The sequence below is a fragment of the Mesorhizobium sp. L48C026A00 genome, assembly GCF_000502375.1.
GTDB classification, from domain to species: Bacteria; Pseudomonadota; Alphaproteobacteria; order Rhizobiales; family Rhizobiaceae; genus Mesorhizobium; species Mesorhizobium muleiense.
The window spans coordinates 33416-57597 of record NZ_AYWU01000012.1 but is presented as its reverse complement, the minus strand read 5'-3'; the positions used below and the strand labels follow the sequence as shown (position 1 = coordinate 57597).

The 24182-nt window shown below is 63.0% G+C and carries 19 protein-coding genes and 1 riboswitch; of the genes, 7 read left to right on the top strand and 12 right to left on the bottom strand.

Annotated features, from left to right (window positions below; genetic code table 11):
• Window positions 1-37 precede the first annotated feature (37 nt).
• Complete coding sequence (locus tag X738_RS62190; protein ID WP_023800162.1) at window positions 38-1327, bottom strand: ABC transporter substrate-binding protein; 1290 nt, start codon at window positions 1325-1327, stop codon at window positions 38-40.
• A 33-nt stretch (window positions 1328-1360) separates the two neighbouring features.
• Window positions 1361-2449: an ABC transporter ATP-binding protein gene (locus X738_RS62185; RefSeq protein WP_023800161.1), complete on the bottom strand. Its 1089-nt coding sequence runs from the start codon at window positions 2447-2449 to the stop codon at window positions 1361-1363.
• 259 nt (window positions 2450-2708) lie between these two features.
• On the opposite strand from X738_RS62185, the gene X738_RS62180 reads away from it, so the two are divergent.
• Window positions 2709-3422, top strand: a complete 714-nt coding sequence (locus tag X738_RS62180; RefSeq protein ID WP_023800160.1) for a GntR family transcriptional regulator — start codon at window positions 2709-2711, stop codon at window positions 3420-3422.
• A gap of 157 nt (window positions 3423-3579) precedes the next feature.
• Here X738_RS62180 and X738_RS62175 read toward each other — a convergent pair whose 3' ends face one another.
• The 6 genes from X738_RS62175 to X738_RS62150 form a co-directional block, all read right to left on the bottom strand.
• Window positions 3580-4182 (bottom strand): HupE/UreJ family protein, encoded by a 603-nt coding sequence (locus X738_RS62175; RefSeq protein ID WP_245277695.1) that lies wholly within the window; start codon window positions 4180-4182, stop codon window positions 3580-3582.
• A gap of 37 nt (window positions 4183-4219) precedes the next feature.
• Window positions 4220-4753: a hypothetical protein gene (locus tag X738_RS62170; protein WP_023800158.1), complete on the bottom strand. Its 534-nt coding sequence runs from the start codon at window positions 4751-4753 to the stop codon at window positions 4220-4222.
• A gap of 2 nt (window positions 4754-4755) precedes the next feature.
• Complete coding sequence (locus X738_RS62165; protein WP_023800157.1) at window positions 4756-5964, bottom strand: agmatinase family protein; 1209 nt, start codon at window positions 5962-5964, stop codon at window positions 4756-4758.
• 12 nt (window positions 5965-5976) lie between these two features.
• Window positions 5977-6786 (bottom strand): ATP-binding cassette domain-containing protein, encoded by an 810-nt coding sequence (locus tag X738_RS62160; protein ID WP_023800156.1) that lies wholly within the window; start codon window positions 6784-6786, stop codon window positions 5977-5979.
• The gene (locus tag X738_RS62155) at window positions 6783-7595 is read right to left on the bottom strand and encodes an ABC transporter permease (protein WP_023800155.1); all 813 of its coding nucleotides are present in this window, start codon (window positions 7593-7595) and stop codon (window positions 6783-6785) included. The genes X738_RS62160 and X738_RS62155 overlap by 4 nt, the downstream gene beginning before the upstream one ends.
• A gap of 105 nt (window positions 7596-7700) precedes the next feature.
• Window positions 7701-8765, bottom strand: a complete 1065-nt coding sequence (locus X738_RS62150) for a putative urea ABC transporter substrate-binding protein (protein WP_023800154.1) — start codon at window positions 8763-8765, stop codon at window positions 7701-7703.
• Between the two features lie 103 nt (window positions 8766-8868).
• A riboswitch (guanidine-I (ykkC/yxkD leader) is annotated at window positions 8869-8983 on the bottom strand.
• A 683-nt stretch (window positions 8984-9666) separates the two neighbouring features.
• Between X738_RS62150 and X738_RS62145 the strand changes: the two genes are divergently transcribed.
• The 3 genes from X738_RS62145 (at window position 9667) to X738_RS80950 (ending at window position 17130) form a co-directional block, all read left to right on the top strand.
• Complete coding sequence (locus tag X738_RS62145) at window positions 9667-10821, top strand: PIN domain-containing protein (RefSeq protein ID WP_023800153.1); 1155 nt, start codon at window positions 9667-9669, stop codon at window positions 10819-10821.
• A gap of 16 nt (window positions 10822-10837) precedes the next feature.
• Window positions 10838-16129, top strand: coding sequence for a sacsin N-terminal ATP-binding-like domain-containing protein (locus X738_RS62140; RefSeq protein WP_023800152.1), 5292 nt, complete (start codon window positions 10838-10840; stop codon window positions 16127-16129).
• Between the two features lie 293 nt (window positions 16130-16422).
• Window positions 16423-17130, top strand: a complete 708-nt coding sequence (locus X738_RS80950; protein ID WP_023800151.1) for a hypothetical protein — start codon at window positions 16423-16425, stop codon at window positions 17128-17130.
• Between the two features lie 438 nt (window positions 17131-17568).
• Here the strand turns inward: X738_RS80950 and X738_RS62135 are convergent, their stop codons facing one another.
• The 4 genes from X738_RS62135 to X738_RS62120 all read right to left on the bottom strand — a co-directional run bounded on the left by X738_RS62135 (window position 17569) and on the right by X738_RS62120 (window position 20640).
• The gene (locus X738_RS62135; protein ID WP_023800150.1) at window positions 17569-18657 is read right to left on the bottom strand and encodes a hypothetical protein; all 1089 of its coding nucleotides are present in this window, start codon (window positions 18655-18657) and stop codon (window positions 17569-17571) included.
• The gene (locus X738_RS62130; RefSeq protein ID WP_023800149.1) at window positions 18650-18931 is read right to left on the bottom strand and encodes a hypothetical protein; all 282 of its coding nucleotides are present in this window, start codon (window positions 18929-18931) and stop codon (window positions 18650-18652) included. Before X738_RS62130 ends, X738_RS62135 begins: the two co-directional genes overlap by 8 nt.
• Window positions 18932-18973: 42 nt before the next feature.
• A complete protein-coding gene (locus X738_RS62125) occupies window positions 18974-19654 on the bottom strand; it encodes a hypothetical protein (RefSeq protein WP_023800148.1) in 681 nt (226 codons plus the stop codon).
• Window positions 19655-19956: 302 nt separating this feature from the next.
• Entirely contained in the window at window positions 19957-20640 is a 684-nt protein-coding gene (locus X738_RS62120) for a GntR family transcriptional regulator (RefSeq protein WP_023800147.1), read from the bottom strand.
• A 297-nt stretch (window positions 20641-20937) separates the two neighbouring features.
• Here X738_RS62120 and X738_RS62115 point away from each other — a divergent pair, with 297 nt between their 5' ends.
• The 3 genes from X738_RS62115 to X738_RS62105 are packed head-to-tail and all read left to right on the top strand — an operon-like array spanning window position 20938 to window position 24174.
• Window positions 20938-22065, top strand: a complete 1128-nt coding sequence (locus X738_RS62115) for a BMP family ABC transporter substrate-binding protein (RefSeq protein ID WP_023800146.1) — start codon at window positions 20938-20940, stop codon at window positions 22063-22065.
• Between the two features lie 22 nt (window positions 22066-22087).
• Window positions 22088-23248, top strand: coding sequence for an ABC transporter permease (locus tag X738_RS62110; protein ID WP_023800145.1), 1161 nt, complete (start codon window positions 22088-22090; stop codon window positions 23246-23248).
• The gene (locus X738_RS62105) at window positions 23248-24174 is read left to right on the top strand and encodes an ABC transporter permease (protein WP_023800144.1); all 927 of its coding nucleotides are present in this window, start codon (window positions 23248-23250) and stop codon (window positions 24172-24174) included. Before X738_RS62110 ends, X738_RS62105 begins: the two co-directional genes overlap by 1 nt.
• Window positions 24175-24182: the final 8 nt, after the last annotated feature.

Sequence of the window (24182 nt, the reverse complement as noted above, 5' to 3'; positions counted from 1 at the left end):
GCCACCTTCTCCCACAAGGGGAGAAGGCAAGAAGGCACTACGCCGCGATGAATTCGTTCCAGCGCCTCACCATGTAGCGGTCCTCGTCCATGACCGAGTTCCAGCAGGCGACCTTGCCCATGCGCTCGACGAAAGAGCCGCCGTCACGCACCGCGCCCGCCTTCTCCATGATCTTGCCGTCCGGCGCCATGATGTCGCCCTTGGCCGGCTTGCCGTCGACCCAGTAGCCCCATTCGTCCTCGGACATGAACTGCTTGGCCGTATCCATGGCGGCCGAGTAATAGCCCTGGCGGTTGAGGTAGGCGCCGACCCAGCCGGACAAGTACCAGTTGATGTACTCGTAGGCGGCGTCGAGCTCGGCGCCCTTGAGGTGCGCCGCCAGGCCGAGGCCGCCGCCCCACGAGCGATAGCCTTCCTTGAGCGGCTGGTACTTGCAGGCGATGCCCTTGGAGCGGACCGCAGCGACGGCCGGAGACCACATCGACTGGATGACCACTTCGCCCGATGCCATCAAATTGACGCTCTCGTCGAACGATTTCCAGAACGCCCGGAACTGGCCGTCCTGCTTGGCCTTGATCAGGAAGTCGATCGTCTTGTCGATCTCCTCCTTGGTCATGTTGCCCTTGTCGGCATATTTGATGTTGCCCATGGCTTCCATGATCATCGCCGCATCCATGATGCCGATCGACGGGATGTTGAGAATGGCGGCCTTGCCCTTGAAGGCCGGATCCATGATGTCGGCCCAGGTGGTGATCTCGCGGCCGACAAGATCGGGGCGAATGCCGAGCGTATCGGCATTGTAGATGGTCGGAACCATCGTCATCCACTGCGTCGGCTGCTCGGCGAAGGTCTTGGCGTCCTGCGCCTCGACGAAGCCGACCGTATGGGGCGCGGTGCCCTGGGCGATGACGCTGTCGGGCGTCAGCTTGCCGGTGATGAACAGCGGCACGATCTTGTCGTAATATTTCAGCTTCTTGACATCCATCGGCTGCATCACGCCGGACGGATACACCTTCTTGGCGATCCAGTATTCGATGTCGGCGATGTCGTAGCTGTCCGGCTGGGTCACCGCGCGCTGGGCGGCGGCGTCGGAATCGGTCGCGGTCATTTCCAGCGTGATGCCGAGGTCGGCCTTGCACTTGTCGGCAATGGCGTTGAGGTTCGACACGCCGGTGCCGAACTGGCGCAGCGTGATCGGGTTCTGCGCCCAGATCGTCGGAAACCCGGTGATGGCACCCGAACCGGCGGCAAGACCGACGGCGGCAGCACCGGTCTTGAGCAGCGAGCGGCGGGAAATTCCTGTCTTGTTGTCGGTGGCGTTGGTCATGTCAGTTCCCCTGTTTTGATTGGTGGTTCTGGTTCAGGAATCGAGACGGCCAAGGACGATCGCGTCCTCGGCGTCCCAGGCGATCGGCACCGCGTCGCCGACGGCGACCGGCTTGGCGAAGAAGCTGGTGTCGTCGACGATGACGGTAAAATCCTCGATGCCGGCGCCATTGACCGAGAGTTTTACGGTCGAGCCGCGGTATTCGACGTTGGAAGCGATGCCGGTGAAGCCGAGCCCGGTGGCCAGTGGGTCGCCGATCCGCACATGGTCGGTGCGAATGGCGATATCGATCGGCTCGCCGATCGCCCTGCCCTGCCCGCTGGCCGCAAGCGAGGCCCCACCCGGCACATCGAAGACAACCATGCCGTCGCGGCTGCCGCTGACGCGGCCGGAGACGACGTTGTGATCGCCCATGAAGCGGGCGACGAACGCGGTGGCCGGCCGCTCGAAGACGATGCGCGGATGCGCCGCCTGCTCGATACGGCCGTCGTTCATGACCACGATCAGGTCGGCGAGCGCCATCGCCTCCTCCTGGCTGTGGGTGACGTGGACGAAAGTGATGCCGAGCGACGTCTGCAGCTTCTTCAGTTCCGCCCGCATGCGGATCTTCAGGAATGGATCGAGTGCCGATAGCGGCTCGTCGAGCAGCAGCGCTTCGGGGTCGGTGATCAGCGCGCGGGCCAGAGCGACGCGTTGCTGCTGTCCGCCCGAAAGCTGCGCCGGGCGGCGGCCGGCGTAGCCCTCCATCTGCATCAGCTTCAGCATATCGAGCGCCCTGGCGCGGCGCTGTTCCTTGCCGACGCCCTTCATCTTGAGGCTGAACGCAACATTGTCGACCAGGTCGAGATGCGGAAACAGCGCGTAGGACTGGAACATCATGGCGGTGCCGCGCCTGGCCGGCGGCAGGTCGGTGACCACCGTGTTGCCGAGACGCACGTCGCCGCTCGATATGCTTTCGTGGCCGGCAATCATGCGCAGCGTCGAGGTTTTGCCGCAGCCGGACGGCCCGAGCAGGCAGCAATAGGTTCCCGCGGGGATTTTCAAGCTGATGTCTTCGACGGCAGTCGTTGCGCCATAGATCTTCGAAACGGACACGATGTCGATTTCGGCGGCTTTGGACATCCGGCTTCCTCTCTAAATCAACTTAAGCAAAGCATCATGCATGCCAGTTGCCCCAGATCGGCCTCAAACGATTGATTCCTTGGGAAAATCAGAATTGCTCCCGGCTGCCCCTCGAAACGGCATGCCTGAGAATGCACAAATTATAGGCGATCGCCAGCGATTCTCGCCAAATTGTATGCAATCTTTTCCGGCATCGTATTCACTTTGCCCCTCGTGCAAGCGACCCGATTCAGGGTAGAAAGGCGCAGGGACCACCATCATGAATATAGCCGACCAGACTTTCCCTGCTGTCGACAGTGCCAACGAGGATCGCGCCCAGGCGATCCGCGACCAGTTGCGCGACGCGATCGTCGACCGCCGGCTGGCGCCCGGAACCAAGCTGTCGGAAGGCGAGGTCGGCACTTTATTCGATGTCAGCCGCACCGTGGCGCGCGCGGCGCTGCAGATGCTCTCCTTCGAAGGCCTGGTACGGACCGAGCGCAATCGTGGCGCCTTCGTCGCCAACCCGTCGCCGGAGGAAGCGCGCCAGGTCTTCGCTTCGCGCCGGCTGATCGAGCCCGGCATAGCGATTGCCGCAGCCGGGCGGATGACGCCGGACCATGTCGCTGCCTTCAAGGCGCAGCTCGATGAAGAGGGCCGCTTCATTGCCGAACGCGGACCAAATGCAAGACGCTCGGAAATCAAGGCTTCGGGCGATTTTCACCTGCTGCTGGCTTCGGTTGCCGGAAACGCCATCCTCCAGCGCTTCATGGAAGAACTGGTGGCGCGGTCATCGCTGGTGATCGCGCTCTACGGCCGCTCGGGCGTCTCGAGCTGCGGCCATAGCGAACACATGAATATCCTGGAGGCGCTGGAAAATGGCAATTCCGAACGCGCCAGCGCCCTGATGCTGCACCACATCGACCATATCGAGGCCGACCTCGATCTGCGTGTCAGGAGCGGTCCGGCGCTCAGGCAGGCGCTCGAGTTCTGACGCTCATTTCGACCGGAGGGACGCGAATACCGCGCCCCTCAAAGCCGTTGGGCTCGGACCTTCAGGATCTGGTACAGCAAATCGCGGACGCGCCGCAGCCTCATCGACCACTTCTGGCTCATCTGCTTTCCAGTTCTGTTCGCCGACTGCCTACGTCTCAAAAAGCTTGGGCCGCCATGGCCATTCCAACCAGCGAGGTGGCGATTCCAGCGGTGCGGACCGTCGTCGGCCAACGAGCCAGCTTGACAGCGGACAGAATGCCGATTGCATGCAGCATCGACGTGGCGAGCATGAAGCCAGCGGCGTAGGCGATGCCGCCGGCGCTCTCGGGACTCTCAAGGCCGTGGGCGTTGCCGTGGAAGAGGCCGAACAGGGCCGTCAGTGCCGTCGCGGCGGCCAGCGGCAGCGGCCTGGCGAGGCCGACCATGGCGCCGAAGACCACAAGCGACAGCGCGATGCCGGTTTCAAGCGAAGGCAGGCCGATGCCGGCCATGCCGAGCAAGGCCCCTGCGACCATGGCCGAGACGAAGAACAGCGGCACAAGGACAATACTGCGCCCGCCGGCGCGAGCGCCGATGATGCCGACCGCGATCATGGCAAGCAGATGGTCCATGCCGAGGAGCGGATGTTGGAGACCGGGGAAAAAGCCGTGGACGTGAGCGCCGCCGCTATGGGCAAACGCCAGCGACGGTGTGAGGGCGGCGAGAGCTGAAAGGACGCCAAGTCTTGCAAATATCTTCATGCTTGCGAAAGTTTTCATGGTTGCACCTGTTTGATGAGAATGACGGGTTCTGGTTTCAGTGCCCGGGAACGGGGAATTGCGAAGCGGCGGAACGGTCTGCTAGGGAGCGCGCGGCGGCGAAGCCGAGCGGCTTTTGCTCGCTGCCATCGTGATAGATGAAAGCGAGGCGGCGGCGGTGCGATGTCAGGCGCGCCGGCAGCGGGTGATAGGCGACGCCGGTGCCGCCGACGAGCGGCATGACCGCGCCGACGTCGACCAGATCCTCGGTTTCGACGCGCAAGAGATGAAGCCGCACGCCGTTGGCCATCTCGCCGACAAAGGGTATGCCGGCCAGACGCAGAAAGCTGGATGGGTCCGGCGCCCGCGCAAAGCCTTCGAGGAAGGCGGTTTCGACAAGGTCGAGGTCGACCGATGCGGGATCAACCGGCGGCTCGTGAGCCTGGTCCGGCAGATGCGGCGTCTGCCATTGCAGCGGCTTGCCAGCGGGCCCATTGTGACCAGGGGCGTGCGGATGGTCATGATGACCGTTCGGTCCATGATGATGGTGGCCGTCGTCATGGCCATGATTGTGGTGTTGGTCATCGTGCATGGTCAAAAACTCACCGGTTTGTCGATGATCGATTTGTGCTTGCCGAGATTGCCGTGCGCGACCATCGAGCCAAGCGCCTCGACGACGACACGCACGCCGAATAGCGCGGTGATGTCCGACGTGTCGTAGGGCGGCGAGACCTCGACCACTTCCAGGCCGCAAATGCCGGGAGCCGTCACCAGCCCAAGCAGCTTGAGCGCCTCGCGCGGCAGGAAGCCGCCCGGCTCAGGCCAGCCCGTGCCGGGTACGAAACCGCAATCGAGGCTGTCGACGTCGAAGGAGATGTACACGGCGTCGGTGTCTTTCCATGCGAGTTCGAGCGCGATTTCCGCCGCCTTCTCAAGCCCCATCTGCTCGATGTCGGCAATGGTCAGCACGTTGGTGCCGCGTTTTCTCGCCTCGGCGACGCCGTAGCGGGGAACCTGCCAGCCGCCGATGCCGAGCTGCACGAGATTGGTCGCCGAGACGTTCGGCAGGTTGGTCGCCCAGTACCAGGGCGTGGTGTGCATGCGCTCGTCGAGATCCTTTTCCTGGATGTCGATATGGCGGTCGAAATGGATGATGCCGATGCGCTTCGAGGTCACGTCGGCGATGCCGCGCACGCAAGGGAAACCGATCGAGTGGTCGCCGCCCAGCATGATCGGCAGCGCGCCGGACGAAGCGACATGGCTGACGCCCTTGGTGATCTGGTCGAAGCTCTTTTCGAGGTTGGCGGGAATGGTGAAGACGTCGCCGGCGTCGCACAGCGTCATCTGCTCGCGCAAATCGACGCCGAGCTCATAGTTGTACGGCGTGTACAGCGCCGAGATGCGGCGAATGCCTTGCGGCCCGAAGCGGGTTCCCGGCCGGTAAGTGGTGCCGCTGTCGAAAGGAATGCCGATGACGGCAGCATCATATTTGCCGACATCGCGGACGTTCTCGACATAGGGCGCCTTGAGGAAGGTGTTGATGCCGGCGAAATGCGGCAGCTCGCCGCGCGCGAATGTCGGGATCGACTTGTCGACGATCGACTCCGACCCCGGCAGGCCCATGTCGAGCGCCCATTGCTGCTCCTTGCGCCAGCCGTTTTCCGGCAGCTTGCCCTCGGCCTCGATCGATTTCCAGCCCTGCGTGCCGCGGGCGTCGAAATCGGGGTGGTGAAAACGCTCCCTGGCCGCCCGGGCGACGAGCCCTGCCCGGCGGTGGCTGCGTTCGGGGATATTTCTGGACATTCAAACTCTCCGTTACGACGCCGTCGTCGCCATTGCTGTTTCCGGCCGGGTCGTCCCGACCATCGCGGCCACCTTGGCCAAGTGATGAGAGGAAGCCCGGGTCTTGCGATCGAGCCTCAGATCGTAGGTGATCGTCGCGCCGTAAGCCGACGGGAACTGCGGATCGTGGCGCAGCTTGTCGAAGACCAGCACACGGGTGCCGAGCTTGAAGGCCTCGCCGATATCGTGAGTGACCATCACCACCGTCATGCCATGCTCGGTCCAGAGCTCGGTCAGCAGGTCGTGCATCTCGACGCGGATGCCGGGATCGAGCGCCCCGAACGGTTCGTCGAGGAGCAGGATCTGCGGACGGCCGAGCAAGGTCTGCGCAATCGCCAGCCGCTGCTGCATGCCGCCGGAAAGCGATGCCGGATAGAGGTCGCGCGCATGGGCAAGGCCAACCCGCGCCAGCATGGCCTCGGCCTGTTGCCTGGCGTTTCTGCGCCTGGCGCCGAAGACGCGGCCAAACGGCCCGCCCGAGCGAAAGTCTTCGACCAGCAGCAGGTTCTGGATGGCGGTCAGATGCGGAAACACCGAATAGCGCTGAAAGACGATGCCGCGCTGCGGCGTCGGCTCGGGCACGATCGGGCCATCGCCGACGATGACGACGCCGCTGCTCTGCTGCTCCTGGCCGAGCAGAATGCGCAGGAACGTCGATTTTCCGCAGCCGCTGGCGCCGACCAGCGACAGGAATTCGCCGGCTTCGGCGGTGACGTTGACCCGCTCGAGCACGCGGGCATCGCCATAACTCTTTTCCAGCCCGTGAACGACGATGCGACTCATCTGGCCTCCACCGGATGCGCCCAAGGGGAAATTCCCCGCGACAGCCGCACCAGCAGCCAGTCGGTGATCACGGCAAGCAGCGTGATCCAGGCGACATAGGGCAGGATGACGTCCATCGAGAGATAGCGGCGGACGAGGAAGATGCGGTAACCCAGCCCTTCGGTCGAGGCGATGGCTTCGGCGGCGATCAGGAACAGCCAGGCCGGTCCGAGTGCCAGCCGCACGCAAGTGATGAGGCGCGGCATGATCTGCGGCAGCACCAGCCGCAAGACCGTGGTCCAGCTGTTGCCGCCAAGCGTTTGCGCCTTGGCCACCAGTTCTGGTGGCAGTTCCATCACCCGGTTGGCGATGTCGCGCACCATCACCGGCGCGACGCCGACGGCGATCAGCATGATCTTGGCCGTTTCGCCGAGGCCGAGCGCGATGAACAGGATCGGCAGCAGCGCCAGCGGAGGGATGACGCAAACGACGGTGACGAAGGGCAGCAGGAAAGCCCGCACCCGCGGGATGAAGCCGATGGCAATGCCGAGCGAAAGCGCGGCGACCGTGGCAACGCCCACGCCCGCGAACAGCCTGAGGAGACTGGCATAGGTGTCGACCCACAGGATGAGGTCGCCCGAGCGCTTGTCCGGCACCGTGGCAAGGTCAAGAAAGGCCGACCACATCTGTACCGGCGAAGGCAGCAGCTTGTCGCTGGGATTGACCGCCAGTCGTTGCGCCGAAGCGATCAGATAGGCGATCGCCACGAACAGGAACGGCAAGCCGCCGAGGAACAAGGCGCCGCCGCGCGAAACCTTCGCATTGATCATGCGAAGGCGCACCCTCGGCTTTGGCCGGGAAGGGCGCGTGGTGCCCTCACCGCCCGTCGCGGAGGCTTCATCCCTGGCACTCATTCCCTTGGCCAGCATGTCGGGTCAGGGCGTTGCGGTGGCCGCCTCGGCCATGAACGCTGGATCGAAACGCAGCTTGACGTTCTTGGCGTCGCCCAGCGTCGATCCGTCGGCAAAGCTCATGCCGACCACGTCGACGCTCGTCGCATTGGTGCCGAGAATGCCGTGGCTGAACAGGAAGTTGCGGACCAGATCCATCGTCTTCGGCAATTCGCTACCATTGGTGAACTCGACCGCCTTGGCGGGGTCGAAGAACATTGCCGTCGAGGCAAGCTGCGCGTCGAAGCCGGCGAGGTCGGTGCCGGACGCCTTGGCCATCTCCTCCTTGGCTGCCTTGCCTTCCGGCGTGTCGGAGGTCATCAGCTCCATCACCTCGTACCACGCGCCGACAAGCGCCTTGCCCAATGCCGGATTGTCCTTCAGCGTCTCGGTGTTGACGACCATCATGTCGATGATCTCACCGGGAATCTGCGCGGAATCAAAAACCTTGTGCGCACCCGGCATGGCGACGATCTCGGAAACCAGCGGGTTCCAGGTAACGACCGAGGTGACGTCGCTGGTGCCATAGGCGGCGACCATGTCGGCGTCGGACGTGTTGACGACGGTAATGTCCTTCTCGGCGAGCTTGACCGTGTCCAGCGCCCGCGCCAGCAGGTAATGCGAGACGGAGAGCTCGACGAGATTGACCTTCTGGCCGGCAATGTCGGCGAGCGCTGCCTTGTCCTTGAGGATCACCGCATCATTGCCGTTGGAGAAGTCGCCGATGATCAAGGCGGTGGTGTCGACGCCGCCGCCTGCGGGGATCGACAGCGCGTCCATGTTGGTCATCGAACAGCCGTCGAAACCGCCGGCGGTGTACTGGTTGATGCTTTCGACATAGTCGTTGATGCGGGTGATCTCGACATTGATGCCGTTTTTGTCGGCCCATTTCTTCATGATGCCGCTATCGGAGAGATAGCCCCATGGCATCCAGCCGACATAGATCGACCAGCATATCTTGAAGTCTTTCTTGGGCGCCGCGCCGGCGGCGGAAACGATGGGAAGGCTGAGTGATGCGGCTAGGATGATTGCGGCCAGCTTGCGAAGCATTGCGTACCCCTGTTCGCGATCCGGATTGCGACCGGACTTAATTAATGTTGGGGTTTGCGAGCGCGTATCCGGGAGAGGTTCGCGCCAGCAAACCCGTGCAGGGTTCTCCCGGGATTTTGGCCCGCCGTGTTCCGCCGGATGCCTCAGTGCATCCCTGGCGGTCGCATCTCTTGGACCAGCACCGCTGTGTTGCGGCCGGAACCCTAGACGCTCTGCACACCATCAACGAAGCAAGGAGCATGCCAAGCCTAATTGTGCCAAAAGGCCGGCATTTGTGGAGCTGTGCGGCTTCGAGCGTGCGCACGAGTGACGCGAAAATCATCGCATCGCCGACGGATTGGGCAGTTTGCCTGATTGCTAGTGGTCAAAATCTGGACGCTTGGTTCCGGGGCCGTTAGCCCGCTCAGGGTGGGAAGGAGACCTAACTCACCAGCTCTCCGACGGCGGGTGTGCGCCAAGAGCGGTCATCGCCGAACCACTCCTCAGACGTCGCGGTTGGCCGGAAGCGGTCGGGCAGCCTTTGGCGTCCAAAAAATGATAGCGGACGTTCAGCCCGGTGAGACTAAGTTACTCAGGACTGGTCTAAAGCAGAAGCTGGCCATGGTTCTCAAACATTCAGATGATTGACAGTGGGCAGCCAGAACGTCACGGCTATACTGGATTACTTGCAAACTCTTGCGGCTGCCAATGATTCGATAATGCTGCGGAGCGAAGCGCGAGACCAACCAAGGGTCGTTGGTCTGGCGAGTTGGGGGACGAACGGCCTATGCATGCCGATACGGAATATTGGGACGGAGACGAGTGGGAGAACCACGTTTTGCGGCTACTCCAAGACATGCACGGAGCAGAGAACATCCAGCCGGTACCCGCGAAGCATAGACGTTCTGAGAAATGAGCTCGCATGCCTGAGTTGCAGCAGACCGATGTTAAGGCGCGCATAGCTGACGGGACTATTTCAGCGATCTCGATCGATACCGCGATCTTCGACAAGTACGGGTGCAATCTCGCTCATGCGGTGCTCGCTCGCCTTGATCAGTTCAAGAAAGGCGGGGTCAATCTCATTCTCTCCGAGATCGTCGTCAAAGAAGTCACCAAACACATAGCTGTCGCCGCGGCAGAGACCCAACGCGAGCTGAACGCCGCATTGAAGCGGCATGATCGCCGGTGGGGCCTGGGCAAGAATCTCGCGGCCGCTAAGGCGGAATTCCAGCTCGATGTCGATCCAGTTAAGGCTGCTACAGAACAGGTAACCGATTATCTCGACGGTGTTGGCGCTGAGGTCATCCCGGGGGAGGGAGACGGGGACCTCGCGGCTGAAGTGCTACGACGCTACTTCGACGTTTTGACGCCATTCGAGTCGCGGGAGTCTAAAAAGCACGAATTCCCGGATGCGTTCGCTTTGCTCGGGCTCGATCAGGCGGCTGCTGCACGTAAGACACTCATCGTTTGCGTAAGCCCCGACAAAGGTTGGGCCGCGTTCGCCGCACAGTCGGAACACTTGGTGGTTGTCCCAGAGCTCGACGTGCTCTTGTCTTGGTTCAACGATCCTGGCCGGCACCTTGCGGAAAAGGTCGTTGCTGTTTGGGCGAAGGGCGAGGCCAAGGCCATCGAAGACGAGATCGACAGAGGTTTCGAATACTACCTCGATGGCCTCGACTTCGACATCAACGCGGACGCGCCGCTCGACTACGACGTGGAGCCGATCAGCGCGGTGCTGCAGTACATCTACAAGGACAAGATTAGCGCGCCTTCTGTCATTGCAGAGGACGAAGACCAACTGACTTTGTCCGTTAAGGTGGTCGCCAAGATAGGGTTCGAGGCCGCCTTTAGCTTCTATGCGCGCGACTCTATCGATGGGGACAATGTCTCCCTGGGCTCACGGACACCCTATACCGAAGACGACCTCACCTTCGATGTGACCCTGACAGTGTCGAGGGATATGGACGGCGACGTGATCGAGGTCCTGGAGGCAACGGTGACGTCGACCAAGGTGTCTGCAGACTTCGGCTACGTCGACCCTTTTCCAGACGACGATCCCACCCACGAGAAGTACTGAGCGGGCTACGAACGACATGGCTGATTTGGTCGAATCACCGGGTGAAGTGGCGATCTTTCCCGTGCTGGCGACTGCCGCCGACGCGATAGAAGCGCTGACGCTCTCTCAGTTGGAACATGCGCTCGACGCGCACCATCGCAAGCTCAAGATATACGAGAGCCTGAAGAGCCTAAACGACGTGATCGGGACCCAGTATGGGGAACGTGTCCTCTTCGAGCTGCTCCAGAACGCACATGACGCGCACGCCCCCGACGAAAAAGGCGAGATCGCGATCCGCCTTGTAATCGAGGGCCCCGACCGCGGCGAGCTCCTCGTCGCCAACAAGGGTCGTCCGTTCACGGACTCCAACCTTGAAGCGATCCGCAACATCGGGACGAGCGACAAGGAGATTGGCGAAGGCATTGGCAACAAGGGCTTGGGTTTCCGCAGCGTCGAGGCACTGACGGATGATGTCCACATCTTCTCGGCCGGGCGTCCCACATCCGCCCGCGAGTTCGACGGTTACTGCTTCCGCTTCGCCGCGGTCGACGAGATAGCGAACCGGCTGGTCGGCCTTGGGGCATCTGCGGACGTTGCGGCTAAGGTCGCGTCAAACGTGCCGCGCTATCTCGTCCCGGTCACGGTCCGCGAGCAATCCGCCGAAGTGCGCCGGCTTGCCGAGCAAGGCTATGTGACGGTAGTCGCCCTTCCGCTCGCTACGGCCCCGGCCATAGAGCTGGCCCGCAAGCAGTTGGCGGCAGTCCTCAGCGCGCCGGCGCCCGTCCTTCTCTTTCTGGATCGATTGTCGTCGCTCGACGCCGCCGTGCTCGCACCCGAGCAGCCGCCCGAGCGCACGCGGCTGACGCGCAAGGTCGCGCCGATCGAAGCCGAGCTTCCAGAGGGTCTCCGGATGGAGCGCGTGACCCTCGACGGGACCAACGCCTTCCTCGTCGTCCGGCAAGTCCTGCCGAAGCCAGAGGTCCTTGACGCGGTTCGCGCCAGTATCTCCGCCGCGCCCCCATTGAAGCGCTGGCTTTCCTGGAAGGGCGACGCCGTGGTTTCGGTGGCGGTCCCCCTTGGCTCGCCGATGCTCGCGTCACCACGGCTGTTCAACTTCCTGCCGATGGACGATCGCGCCGTGTCCCCGATGGCGGGGCACATCGATGCGCCCTTCTTCGCAGATATTGACCGGCGTTCGATCAAGCCGGACCTGCCCCTCAACAAACACCTGCTGGAGGCGGCGGCTAGGACCGCCGCGCAAGCTGCGCTCGCGATCGTCGATGGTGACCTCGGGTTGCCAGAGAATGCCGTCGTCGACCTCGCCGCGTGGTCCGGCGCCCACATGCCGAAGGTCGTCGAGGCCTTTGCCGCTCTCAAGCGGCCCTTGGCGAAGGCCGCCATCTGGCCCGTGGTCTGGGGCGGCGCTGCGCGCTGGGTCAGCTTCAGCGAACTATATGCGTGGCCCGACGTCCGCACGCACCAGTTGACGCCAGCCAAGCTTGCCAGTGTCGCCGATGCTGCGATCGTGCCCTCCTCGATCGGGGAGGGGCGCCTCGCGCGCATCCGTGCTCTCGCTGCCGCCGTTTGGTTGCCGCTCGCCCCGAGCGAGGACACCCTCTCCAACTGGGTTGAGGCGATCGCCGCGCATCTTGCGGGGAAGGGCCGGAAATTCCCCGGCCGATGGCGCGATTTCTACGATGATGTCGCGGCAGTCTACGCGGCCACCTCCCTCCGGCTCTCGTCCCTCGAGGGCAAGAAGCTATTCCCGGACAATGACGACAAGCTGCTCTCCGCAACCGCGAGAGGCCTCGATGGTGCCCCGCCGGTGTTCCACCGCATCGGCAAGGAACGCGGGAAGCGCAACGAGGGGCCGCCGAGCCCGCCCTCTTCGCTTTCCCGCAAGTTCCGCTTCCTAAACCAGTCGGTCGAGATTTCCGAGGCAAGCCTGCGTGCCTTCGAGAAGGCGGGCTTGCTGCGTCGGTACGACCCGGTGGAGGCACTTAACGGCCTCAAGGGGGGCCTCGGTAGCTCGCCGACCGAGATCCAGCGGCGCGAGGCGCTGGTCTGGGCGTATCGGGTCTGGCGGAACACGGGTGGCAAGGCGGTCGAGGACGGGCTTCGGGCCGCCGGCTTGTTCGTCCCCTGCCTCGCGGGCTGGTTCGCTGCGGCCGACACTTCCCTCTCGGCGTCGTGGAGCACAATCGGCCGGATGCTCGAGCTGTACCTGCACGAGGCTGCGCCCCAGTCGGCGGACGCCAACGACCAGAAGGGCAAGCTGGTCGCCAGCTTTACAGACTGGCCGCGCGCCGGATCAGATGACCGACGGGAGGATTGGTTGCGATTTCTTGGCGTGCTGGCTGTCCGCGACGGGTTGCAACCGATCGCCGGCACCCTTCGCAAGGCCGGGACGCCCTCTAACCATTGGAACAGCGTCCTGTTCTCCGGCCTTCCGAAGCTGGGCCTCGACGCCCATTGGACAGCGCACGCGCGGAAGGAGAGCTTCTCGTATCCGCAGACCGAATATCACCTCCGGGGTGAAGTGTGGCGCCTGCCGGGCCAGTTGGAGCACGCATCCTTGTCGCCCTCCGCACGGGAGGCGCTTTCCGACCTGATCGTCGCCTACCTCCGCGAAAATGGCGATGCTCATTTCACCTTCAGCATCGACCATTGGCGCGGCTTCCAGAGGATCGAGCTGCCAACGCCGCTTCAAGTTTTCCTTCGGGAGGGTTGCTGGCCAGCGAGCTTGCGGCGCGACGAGGCCATCTTCGAGACGCCTCGCCAGAGCTGGTCGACGACGGCCGTGCGCCAGATACCGCCCCGGTTCGTCCCGCGATTCTCGGCGGAACCCGGTAGCCGTGCCGGGCTTCTGGCAATCCTCTTCGACGAGCGGATAGGGGTCCGCGACTGGTCCGCCGCGGAGTCCGCTCCCGCCCGCCTGGCGTCCCTAGCGACAGCGCTATCCGACCTGTCGGCTGCGGAGCGGCGTGACCTGCGCGAGCAACTCCGTCGCGCCTGGAATGATGTCGCCGACCGACGGCTGGCGCTTGGGAAATCGCTCATGCTCGTCGTCGAGCGCTCGGGTGGCCTCGAGCTGCTCGCGCCCGATCCCGATGCGCCGCGCGTTGTCCACGTCACCACCGAGCGGCAGGGCTTCGCCGCGCGGGCGCTCGCCGACCGCGGCGAGGCCGTCCTCGACATCGGCGAGACCGACGGCGCGGCTGTCCGGGACTTGCTGGCGGCCACCGGCGGCTTTGCGCCAAGACTTGCCGATTCAGGAGACGTCCAGCTCTATGTCGACGGCGAGACGTTTCAGCCCCGTCCGACCGACTCCCATCTTGCTGCCGGCAACCTCGCATGGCTGAGCGACGTCGCGATCCTCGCCCACGAATATCTCGGCGACGCGCTCGAGCTTCGCACGCTGCCTACCGACGAGCTCGACCGCCGCCTCCGGCAAATCCGGCTAAGGCGATGCGGCCGCTTCGCGCTCCTGATCGACAATCAGGAAATCACGGCCCATGGCGACGATCGCGTCCAGGCGGTCCCGCATGCCCGGACCCCGACGCTGCTGGTCACCGGCGGTGAGTCGATGAGCGTCGACCTGCTGGTCGAGGCGGCACCGGCGATTACCAAGCTCGTCGGCTCGCGCCGCAACACGCTGGAGCCCATGCTGGGACGCCTGCTGCGCGAGGGATACTCGGATGCCTCCGTGGCGCCGGGCGAGGATATGCTCGCGCGCGCCATTCGCCGCGACATCGGCGTTGTCCGGGACCATTTTGCCGCGACGCGCGGCGGCGTGGAGCGGCGGGTGCGCGCTGTGCTGCCGATCGTCGCCTTCATGCGAGAGACGGACACGGCCGATCGCCTTGTGCAGCGGCACGACAGGCTCGGCCCGGCGCTGAAGCTGCGCGACTGGCTAGTCACCGAGCTGGGGACGGACACGGCGGGCAAAGCCCTTTCGGCGATCGATGACACTGACGACCAGGCCTTGATACGCCGGCGAATGGGCTTCGACTTCCAAGCCTACGGCCGGACCCTGGCCGAACTGGGCTATCCACCCCTCAACAGCGAGGCGGATTTCCGTCGCCTGTTTGGAGTGTTCATGGCCGAGCTCTCGCCGACGCTGGTCGATCGCGTGCGTCGGCGGTTCGCCAGCGACTGGCGCGCGGGCAGGGACCTTGGGGAATATGTTGCCCTTCGGAAGCTTGAGTTCGTCGAGTTCGACCCAGCTTGGCCGACAGAGCACGAGACGATCAACCGCGATTTTGTCGCAGGAGTTGCCTCCGCCGCAGCAGAGGCCCGCCTTGGTCCCGACGATCCGTCGGTCACTCTGCCCGACTTCGAAGCCGTCGTCGTCGCCAATCGAAAGCTCATCGCGTCGAACCACGCGAGGCTTGCAAGCCTGATCCGCGCTTGGTGCCGAAAGAAGGAGGTTGGTCGCCCTCCGCTGATGGATACAGCGGATCCCCAACCGCTCGTCCGGGCCCTCCATGACAAGGGACTTGTCGACTTCGACGCGGTCAGGGCAAAATCCCTTCCCGCCTTGTTGGGAAAGGTCGAGGCATGGCCGCGCGACATGCAGCAAACCGATGTGCTCGAGGATCTCGAACTGACCGAGGCCGACCTCCAGCACGAAGAGCGCGAGGCCCGGGAGGCGCGGCGCAAGGCGGAGGCCGAGAAGCGAACGATCAAGTTTAGCGGTCAGCCCCTCGACACGGGTGGAGACGACTTTGCGGCCCTATTCGAGCAGCTCGCGGACGCCGCGCTCGCCCAGGGCCCCGATTGGTTCAACCGGAGCCGGCCACCGCGGCTTGCCATCCAGGAGCAGTCCGCCGGCGAGCGCCGGCGCCCGGGTCCCGGCGGCGGGAAAGGCCAAGATTGGCGCAACCAGCCTCCGGATGCCGTTCGCCGCGCGATGGGAATCGCCAGCGAATGGCTCGCCCGCGAATATCTTCGCCGGCATCACCGCAGGGAAATGACCGACGATTGTTGGGTATCTTCGAACCGGGCGTCCTTTTGTACCGGCAGCGAAGGAGACGACAGCCTCGGCTATGACTTCCGCATCGAAACCGCACGGCACGAATATCTCTACGAGGTAAAGTCAGCGCTCGACGAAGGTGGTGAATTCGAATTGACCGCCCGGGAGCTCGAGATTGCCGGCAGCGCCAGCCTTGAACGCAAGCGGCGATTCAGGATCTTGTACGTGCCGTTTGTGTTCGAGCCCTCGCGCTGGCGCGTCCTGCCCCTGAGCAACCCGGTCAGCGCCGATACAAGGAACAGGTTCCGGGTCGTGCGAAGCGGCTCGGTACGGTATCGCTTCGAGAGGCGGTGACAGCCCTGCGAACAAGCGCGTTCTTCTCGGCGGCACCACATGCGTTACGACCCCGGTTTGGGGCAGAGAGTGGATCGACAGGTGTGGTCCTAATTTAGTTACAATCCTGCAAAAGTGGCTTGACGTTTTTGGCGCTGACTGCAACGTGGTGATGGCCTCCCGCACAGGCCTGTGTGCCCACCATGCAAAGCCTCGCAGTGCGCTTTCGCTGAGTCTTAATCAACCATTCCCTCTGGGACGGGTCTATCAGCAGTGGGCACATGTCGGATCCGTGACCTCGATAGGAATGGATCATGAGCAATAGCGATCAACTGAGAGAACTGAAGACCGCGGCACGGAACATCGCGCATGCCAAGCGGATTAAACACGTCGGCGCACTCGAAGTAGTTGCGCAGGCCTTGGGCTATCCACATTGGAACGCCCTCACCAATGCGGAAAAGAAAGGATGGCGCCCGTCTCCGGGGGATCTGGCCACCGCCGAGGCGCTGGTACTTGCCGAAAACCCGTTGATCTCCATCGACACTGATCCCTGGAGCGCAATTGGCGCTGACAGGTTCGAGGGCGAACTGCAGGGGCACAGCTATCGGGTGAGCACTCAGGCAGACGATGTTCGCATGTGGGGACGAGGTTGGGAACTCACGTTGCCTGAGGCCCCCTTGGCTCCCCCTCGCTTCCGCGTTACCGATCGTCGGCTTAAGGCAAACCCGATTGATGATACGGACTTCCGGAATGCCGCGCTCTATGTAGCCTCGGGTTGGCGCAAACTAATCCACGCCCGGATCGCCTCCGATTGGCCTCGCCGCTCAACCGTGCCGGACAGCGCGGGCCGAGCCGAGCACCCCTTAAGTCATGGGGTGAGCGACATCTGGTTTTGCTTGCACTGCGACCGATCGTCTACCGGAGTTGAGATCGCCGCGAACCTCTTTCACTGCCCGCACTGCCTGGCGTCACCGCTTGACATTCACGCGTCGCCCTGGTGGCTTGGCGCGGCAGCGAAGTAGGCACCCTCAACGAAGGCCGGGCTACTTTTGGAGCGTCAGATCTTGCTGCGCAATGACACCGCGCGGCGAGATCGCCTCGGCGGACTCAATGGACCGCAGCGCACAGGCACAGCCAACTAGTGCACGGCAATGTCGGCACGTACGGCAATCCTTGTAGGACATTAGCGGCCACCGTCGTTATTGCCGGGCTGCACGACGTTGAAGGAAGAAGCCACTCAGGGTCGAGAGCTGACGTCTGTTTCAAGATGCGGTGGATGTCTGAGGAACGACTGATCTGCGGCGCGAAGCAGTTGCTGCTCCCCACGACATGAGGGGCGATAGGCAAGATCTCTGTGCCCTCTTAGGCGTAGGGACGTCGTCGACATTTGTGGCGAGATGCAGGCTTACGTTCTAGAACTGGTAGCTTCCGTTCATCGCCAACGACCGACGTAACCACTGTCAGCGGTCCAGTGTTCGGCGAAGCAATGAAAGGGGGCCGAATATGGCGAGAATGGTCCAACCCAACAGACGGCACGCTCCTCGCATTAATATCCATGCAGGCTTCCATTGCTCAGGACGGAATGGGGCCGTCGGAGTGAATTGACCTGTGGGTTGCGTAAGGAATCGGTCCCAGAGACCGCCCTTAGCAAGTTGCTGGCGGAGATTGGCTTCCGTGAATACATCGGAATGGCCGAACTCCGCGCTTAGCTGGTTGAGGACCGCCGGGTCTAGATAGCCCTCCCGTCCGCTTGGGCCTGTGCCCGGAATCAGAAACTGGGCGAACGGCACGGCCCCGTCTTTGCCACCCACGTGGTTCAGCACTGCTTCGATCCGACGGTGTCGTATCAGTGAGGTCCAGTCGAAGTCGGGCCGGATGATGCTGCCGGCGGTGATGACGCGCCCGAACTTTAGATCCTTGAATTGCTCGTCCAGCAGCACAATCGAAAAGAGCCGGCTTCCGAAGCTGTGAACCAGAATGTCGGGAGCCTCTGGCAGGCCACGTTCGGTCGCGTATGTGACTGCGCGGCGAATCTTCTCGCCCAGTGCCTTCGCGCTCCGTCGGTGAAGCCACGTCGCAAGCACGTCGACAGTCGCCCATCCGTATTTGTGAATCAGAACTGGGGCCGAATATTTGAGCTTATTGGCGATCAGCCAGCTGAAGTCCTCTTGCCAAGCGCCGCGAGTGTTCATCCCGTGGACCACGATCATCCACCGGATGTCGCGGCTTGGCTCGCCAACGATACGATAGCGCGTCACAGGGATTGGCCTCTCGTCCTCTTCTGCGAATGTGAGGCCGCAGGAAGGACACTCGCCCGCCTGGAGCATGCCACTGTCGAGGACCTGATGACATGTAGGTGTGGGACAGAGATGGATAGCCAGGCGCTGAAGTATGCCTTGCGCGGCGTACTGATCAAGGAAAGCGAGCAGGTCCGGGTTCGGCCATGCAGAGCCGACCGCTTTGGCGAACGCGGCAGGATCGAACTCCAACCCGGTGCCGGCGGCTCGACGACTGTCTATTTCCGCAAACCAAGTCTCTGCGTCATCCATTGGGCTCGACCTCGCTGTGCATCATGAAATAAGCAATCACTGCATAGACGACGTCCCGCTTGCATTGCGCCCAGAGCCGTAGTCGGCCTTGGCTTCCAAACACTTGGACGGACATGGCCTCCTCGCCGTCCTCGTCGTATTTGACTGAGAACATTCCCTGAGCGCGTGCGAACTCGGTGTCATTCACGGCATTGCGGGCGTGCCGAACTGCCTCCACCTCGTCGATCCCGCCGTCCTTGAGTGTCGACACGAGCTCGATAAATCCGCCATCCACCTCGAGGCGCGCCTGCTTCGTGCCTTTTTGCTTGCTCGCCGATTAAACGGCTTCCGAGAGCGAAAGGCGGGCACACGGCTTTTCGCACAGGCCGAAACCCTGCACTACCTCCCACACGATCGCCATCGCCTGATCGTGGTCGATATCCTTGTTGCGGTGAATGAGGATGGCGCAGTGTTTGTCCGCGAATCGCCATTCAAAGCGAACCACGCTTCGGTCCATACGCTGTCGATATGCGCCAAATCGATATCGGTCCAGGCCGATCTTCTTCACGTAATCCTTGGACTTTGCGCGGTCCCAGCCTTCCTTCCCGAGATGCCAGATCAACGAAAGTCCCACCGCATCGCATACGATACTCGATAGGGTCAACTCTTCGGGAAAATCGAAGCTTTGCCCTTTTCCAACGAGATTCTTGTGATCACTGTCCGCGAGCAGGCCATCGACCTCTGCCGTTGCCACGGTCGGGGCCTCGAATAAGTACAGGTGCTGGTTGCCCCATCCCTCGACCTCTTCCAGCCACGTCTCGATCTTCTCCTGAGTGAGCGTCCCATCCTCAATGGCGTCTGCAATATTCTTCGCGAAATCCTTCTTGGTGGTACCGATCTTGATCGAATGCTGGCGCAGCAGTTCCTTGATGAAGTGGTTGCCCTGCGACAGGATGATCGTGCGAACTTGGTCCTTGAGGTCTTCCTTGGTCAGAGCTCGGTCGTCGTCTCCGGTCATTCCCCCTCCTAATAGTTCATTGCTCACTGCTCACTCGGCGTTGTGTCGGGACTGTCCACACTAATTAGCTCAGTTCTGATAGCCCCACAGACTCGACGATAATCGCGCGGCTTCGGGTCCGAAATAGTTTCCTGTTGTCAGCTGGAACTTGCGCAATCACTGAATGGCTGCTTTCAGGATCAACCAGCGCACAACGGTACGACCGACATCAGGCGCGAAGCGGCCATTCGCTACACGAAGACATAGGTCGCCTCGGGGTCAAAACGGTTCCGTTTCGGGTACCACGCGTCAGGTTTTGTCCACTAGGAAGATATCCCGATCGTATCCGCCGGTTTCATCGGGTCAACCGCGGCAAAGACGGCGCTCGCCTCGCTGACGATCGAAACGTGATCCTTGGCTGCATGCCCTGCGGCAGCGCCGTCGCCGCGCATGATCGCGGTAACGATGACGTCATGCTCCTGCCAGGATTTGGCCAGGCGGCCCGGCAGCATGAATTGCGCGCGCCGGAACGGCGCCAGCCGGCTGCGTGTCATGACGGTCAGTTCATAGATGTGCTTGCTGTGCGCGCCGCGATAGAGCCGGGTGTGGAATTCGGTGTTGAAATACTCGTAGTCCTCCTCCGCACCCAATTGCACGAGGCGCGCCGATGCCTGGTGCTCGGCTTCGAGCGCGCGGCGTTCGCCGGCGGTCATGCGCTCGGCCGAGAACCGCGCGCAGATCGCTTCAAGCTCGGCCATGCTCTCGAACATCGAGGCAAGATGCTCCTGCGTCACCACGGCGACGGTCGCGCCGCGGTTGGGCCGCCTTTCGACCAACCCCATGGCGCTCAGCCGGCCAAGCGCCTCCCTGACGGGGGTGCGCGACACATCGAAACGGGCAGCGAGCGAAGCCTCGTCGAGTTTTTCGCCGGGGCGCAGGAAGCCGGTGACGATCCGGTCACCGATCGCCCTCACCATCTGATCGACGGTCGTGCCCGACCTGATCAAGCTGCGCTTCCCCGACAATTCTCCTCCGTCAGTCTTTTTCGCGGCGTGCGGCAAGTGGCCCGCCGGAAGTTTCGACTCGGGCGCGCGCCCTCTATGCCTCTATTTTAATCTAGATGTCAAACTGGCTAATTGAAAGGCAAAAAGTGTATGCAATTGCCTTTCGCTTGAGCACGGCAAATCGGCCCGTCAACTGATTTAATTGGATAAATTCCATCTTTTGAACTGGCACGGCGATTGCATGCACTTTACGAGAAGGGAATTAATCGACCCGGAAAGGGTTCAACAGGGAGCATTCACATGACCGAGAGATTCATGCTTAGCCGCCGCGATCTGCTCAAGACCTCTGCCGCCGGAGCGGCGCTCGGCCTGGCCTCGGCGTCATTCCCGATCAGCAGGGCGTTCGCCGCTGCCGTCACTGTCGGCTTCATCTATGTCGGACCGAAGGACGACTACGGCTATAACCAGGCGCATGCCGAGGGTGCCGCCACATTGAAGGCCATCGAGGGCATCTCCGTGGTCGAGGAGGAGAACGTCCCCGAAACGGTCGATGTCCAGAAGTCGATGGAATCGATGATCAACCTCGACGGCGCCTCGCTGATCTTCCCGACCTCCTTCGGCTATTTCGATCCGCACATGCTGGCCATGTGCGCGAAATTCCCCGACGTGCAGTTCCGCCATTGCGGCGGCATGTGGAACAAGGACAAGCATCCGATGAATGCCGGTTCCTATTTCGGCTATATCGGCATGGGCCAGTATCTCAACGGCGTCGCCGCCGGCCACGCCACCAAGACCAAGAAGATCGGCTTCGTCGCGGCAAAGCCCATTCCGCAGGTCCTGCTCAACATCAACTCCTTCCTGCTCGGCGCACGCTCGGTCGACCCGGCAATCACATGCCAGGTGATCTTCACCGGCGAATGGTCGCTGGCGGTCAAGGAGGCGGAGGCCACCAATGCACTGGTCGATCAGGGTGCCGACGTCATCACCTGCCATGTCGACAGTCCGAAAGTGGTGGTCGAAACGGCGGCGGGGCGCGGCGCCTTCATCTGCGGCTACCATGCCAATCAGAGCCCGCTGGCACCCGAAAAATACCTGACCGGCGCGGAATGGAACTGGGCGAAGGTCTACAAGATGTTCGTCGACGACCTCGTGGCCGGCAAGCCGCTGCCCAATTTCACGCGCGGCGGACTGGCCGACGGCTTCGTCAAGATGAGCCCGCTCGGCCCCGCCGTCAGCGAGGCGGCGCGCGCACAGTTCGACGGCACGCTCGCCGAAATGATGAAGGGCGGCTTTTCGGTGATCAAGGGGCCGTTGAAGAACAACAAGGGCGACGTCGTCGCAACCGAGGGCCAGACCTTCGTCGAAGCCGCGATCGAGCTGGAAAGCATGGACTATCTCGTCGAGGGTGTCGTCGGCTCGACCGCTTGAGCATGGATCGGAGACGGGGGCCATGGCAGACACCGTGAGCAGCGCGAGCGTGCCAGTGATGCTCGGCGCCAAAAGCTATCCGACGGCGCTCGAATGGTCCGCCCGGCGGGCGGAAGCCCTCGTCATCCCGCTCGCGGCCCTGATTGTCGGCATGGCCCTGTTCAGCCTGTTCATCGCGCTGGTCGGCAAATCGCCGGCGCAGCTCTATGAAACGATGTGGCGCGGCGGCTTCGGCTCGTGGTTCTCGGTCCAGAACTCGCTGTCGCGGGCCGCACCCTTGCTGCTTGCGGCGCTCTGCGTGGCGCTACCGGCCCGGCTCGGCCTTGTCGTCATCGGCGGCGAAGGCGCGATCGTGCTGGGCGGCGTTGCCGCGGCTGCCATGGGCGTGGCCGCCAGCGGCGCCCCCGCCTTTTTCGTTATTCTTGTCATGGGCGTGGCGGGCCTGGCCGCCGGCGGCATCTGGATCGGTGCCGTCGGCGCGCTACGCCACTACCGTGCCGTCAACGAAACCATATCGAGCCTTTTGATGGCCTATATCGCCATCGCCCTGATGAACCATCTGGTGGAAGGACCGCTGCGCGATCCCGCCTCGCTCAACAAACCGTCGACCGAGCCGTTGGCTGAGGCCTACCGCATCGGCAACATTCCCGGCATGGACGTGCATTGGGGCCTGGTCGTCGGCATCATCGCCTGCATTCTGTCCTGGCTGCTGATCGAAAAGACCCGCTGGGGGTTCGCCGCTCGCATCGCTGGCGGCAATGTCAGGGCAGCCCAGGTGCAGGGACTTGCCGTTGGACCGCTGATTGTCGGTTTCACCGCGCTGGCCGGCGGCTTTGCCGGCCTTGCCGGCATGCTCGAAGTCGCCGCCGTGCAAGGCAGCGCCAACGCCTCGCTCGCCGCCGGCTATGGGTATACCGGTATCCTGGTCGCCTTCCTCGCCCGCCACAATCCGCTCGCCATCATCCCGGTCGCCTTCCTGCTTGGCGGCATCGACGCCTCCGGCGGGCTGATCCAGCGCCGCATGGACCTGCCCGACGCCACCGTGCTGGTGCTGCAGGGCATGCTCTTCGTCGTCATCCTGTTCAGCGAAACCTTCTACGGCCGCTTCAAGGCCTTCAATCCCGACCTCTGGCAGAGGGGCGATCTCTTGAAAAGGCCCGATCTCCTGAAGGGAACTGCCTGATGAACGCAACCGAGATCGGCCTCTGGGGCGTTCCGCTCGCCATGCTCGGCGGCGCCATCCGGGTGTCGACGCCCTTCATTTTCGTGTCGCTGGGCGAAGCCATCACCGAGCGTTCGGGGCGCATCAATCTCGGTCTCGAAGGCACACTGGTGTTCGGCGCGATGACCGCCTATGCCGTCGCGGTGATGACCGGCTCACCATGGCTCGGTCTGCTGGCCGCCGCAGCCGCCGGTCTTTGTTTCGGCCTGTTCCACGGCTGGATCTGCAGATTCCGTGGCGTTAACGACATCGCCATCGGCATTGCGCTGATGCTGTTCGGCTCGGGTCTCGCCTTCTTCTTCGGCAAACCGTTCATCCAGCCCTCGGCGCCCGACCTGCCGGCCATCCCGTTTGGCGGCTGGTCCGATGTTCCGCAGGTGCAGGCGGCGCTCAACGTCAACGTGCTGTTCCTGATCGGTGCAGCACTTACCGTGTTCCTGTGGTGGGCTTTCCGCAACACCCGGGCCGGCCTGATCCTGCGCGTGGTCGGCGACAGTTCCGACGCCGCGCGCGCCATGGGCCTCAACCCGAATACGGTGCGCCTCATCGCCACCGGCATCGGCGGCGCGCTGGCCGGAATCGGCGGCGCTTATCTGTCGCTCTACTATCCCGGCAGCTGGACCGAAGGCATTTCGTCGGGCCAGGGGCTGATGGCGGTGGCGCTGGTCATCTTCGCGCGCTGGAACCCGCTCGGCTGCTTTGCCGCCGCGCTGCTGTTCGGCGGGGCCGGCGCGCTGGGGCCGGCGCTGCAATCGGTCGGCGTCACGCAAGGCTACTATCTGTTCTACGCCGCACCCTACATTCTCACCCTCGTCATCATGATCGCCACCTCGTCGCCGAGCCGTTCGCTGGCCGGCGCACCGGGCGAACTGTCGATCACCAAATGACGTTTCCA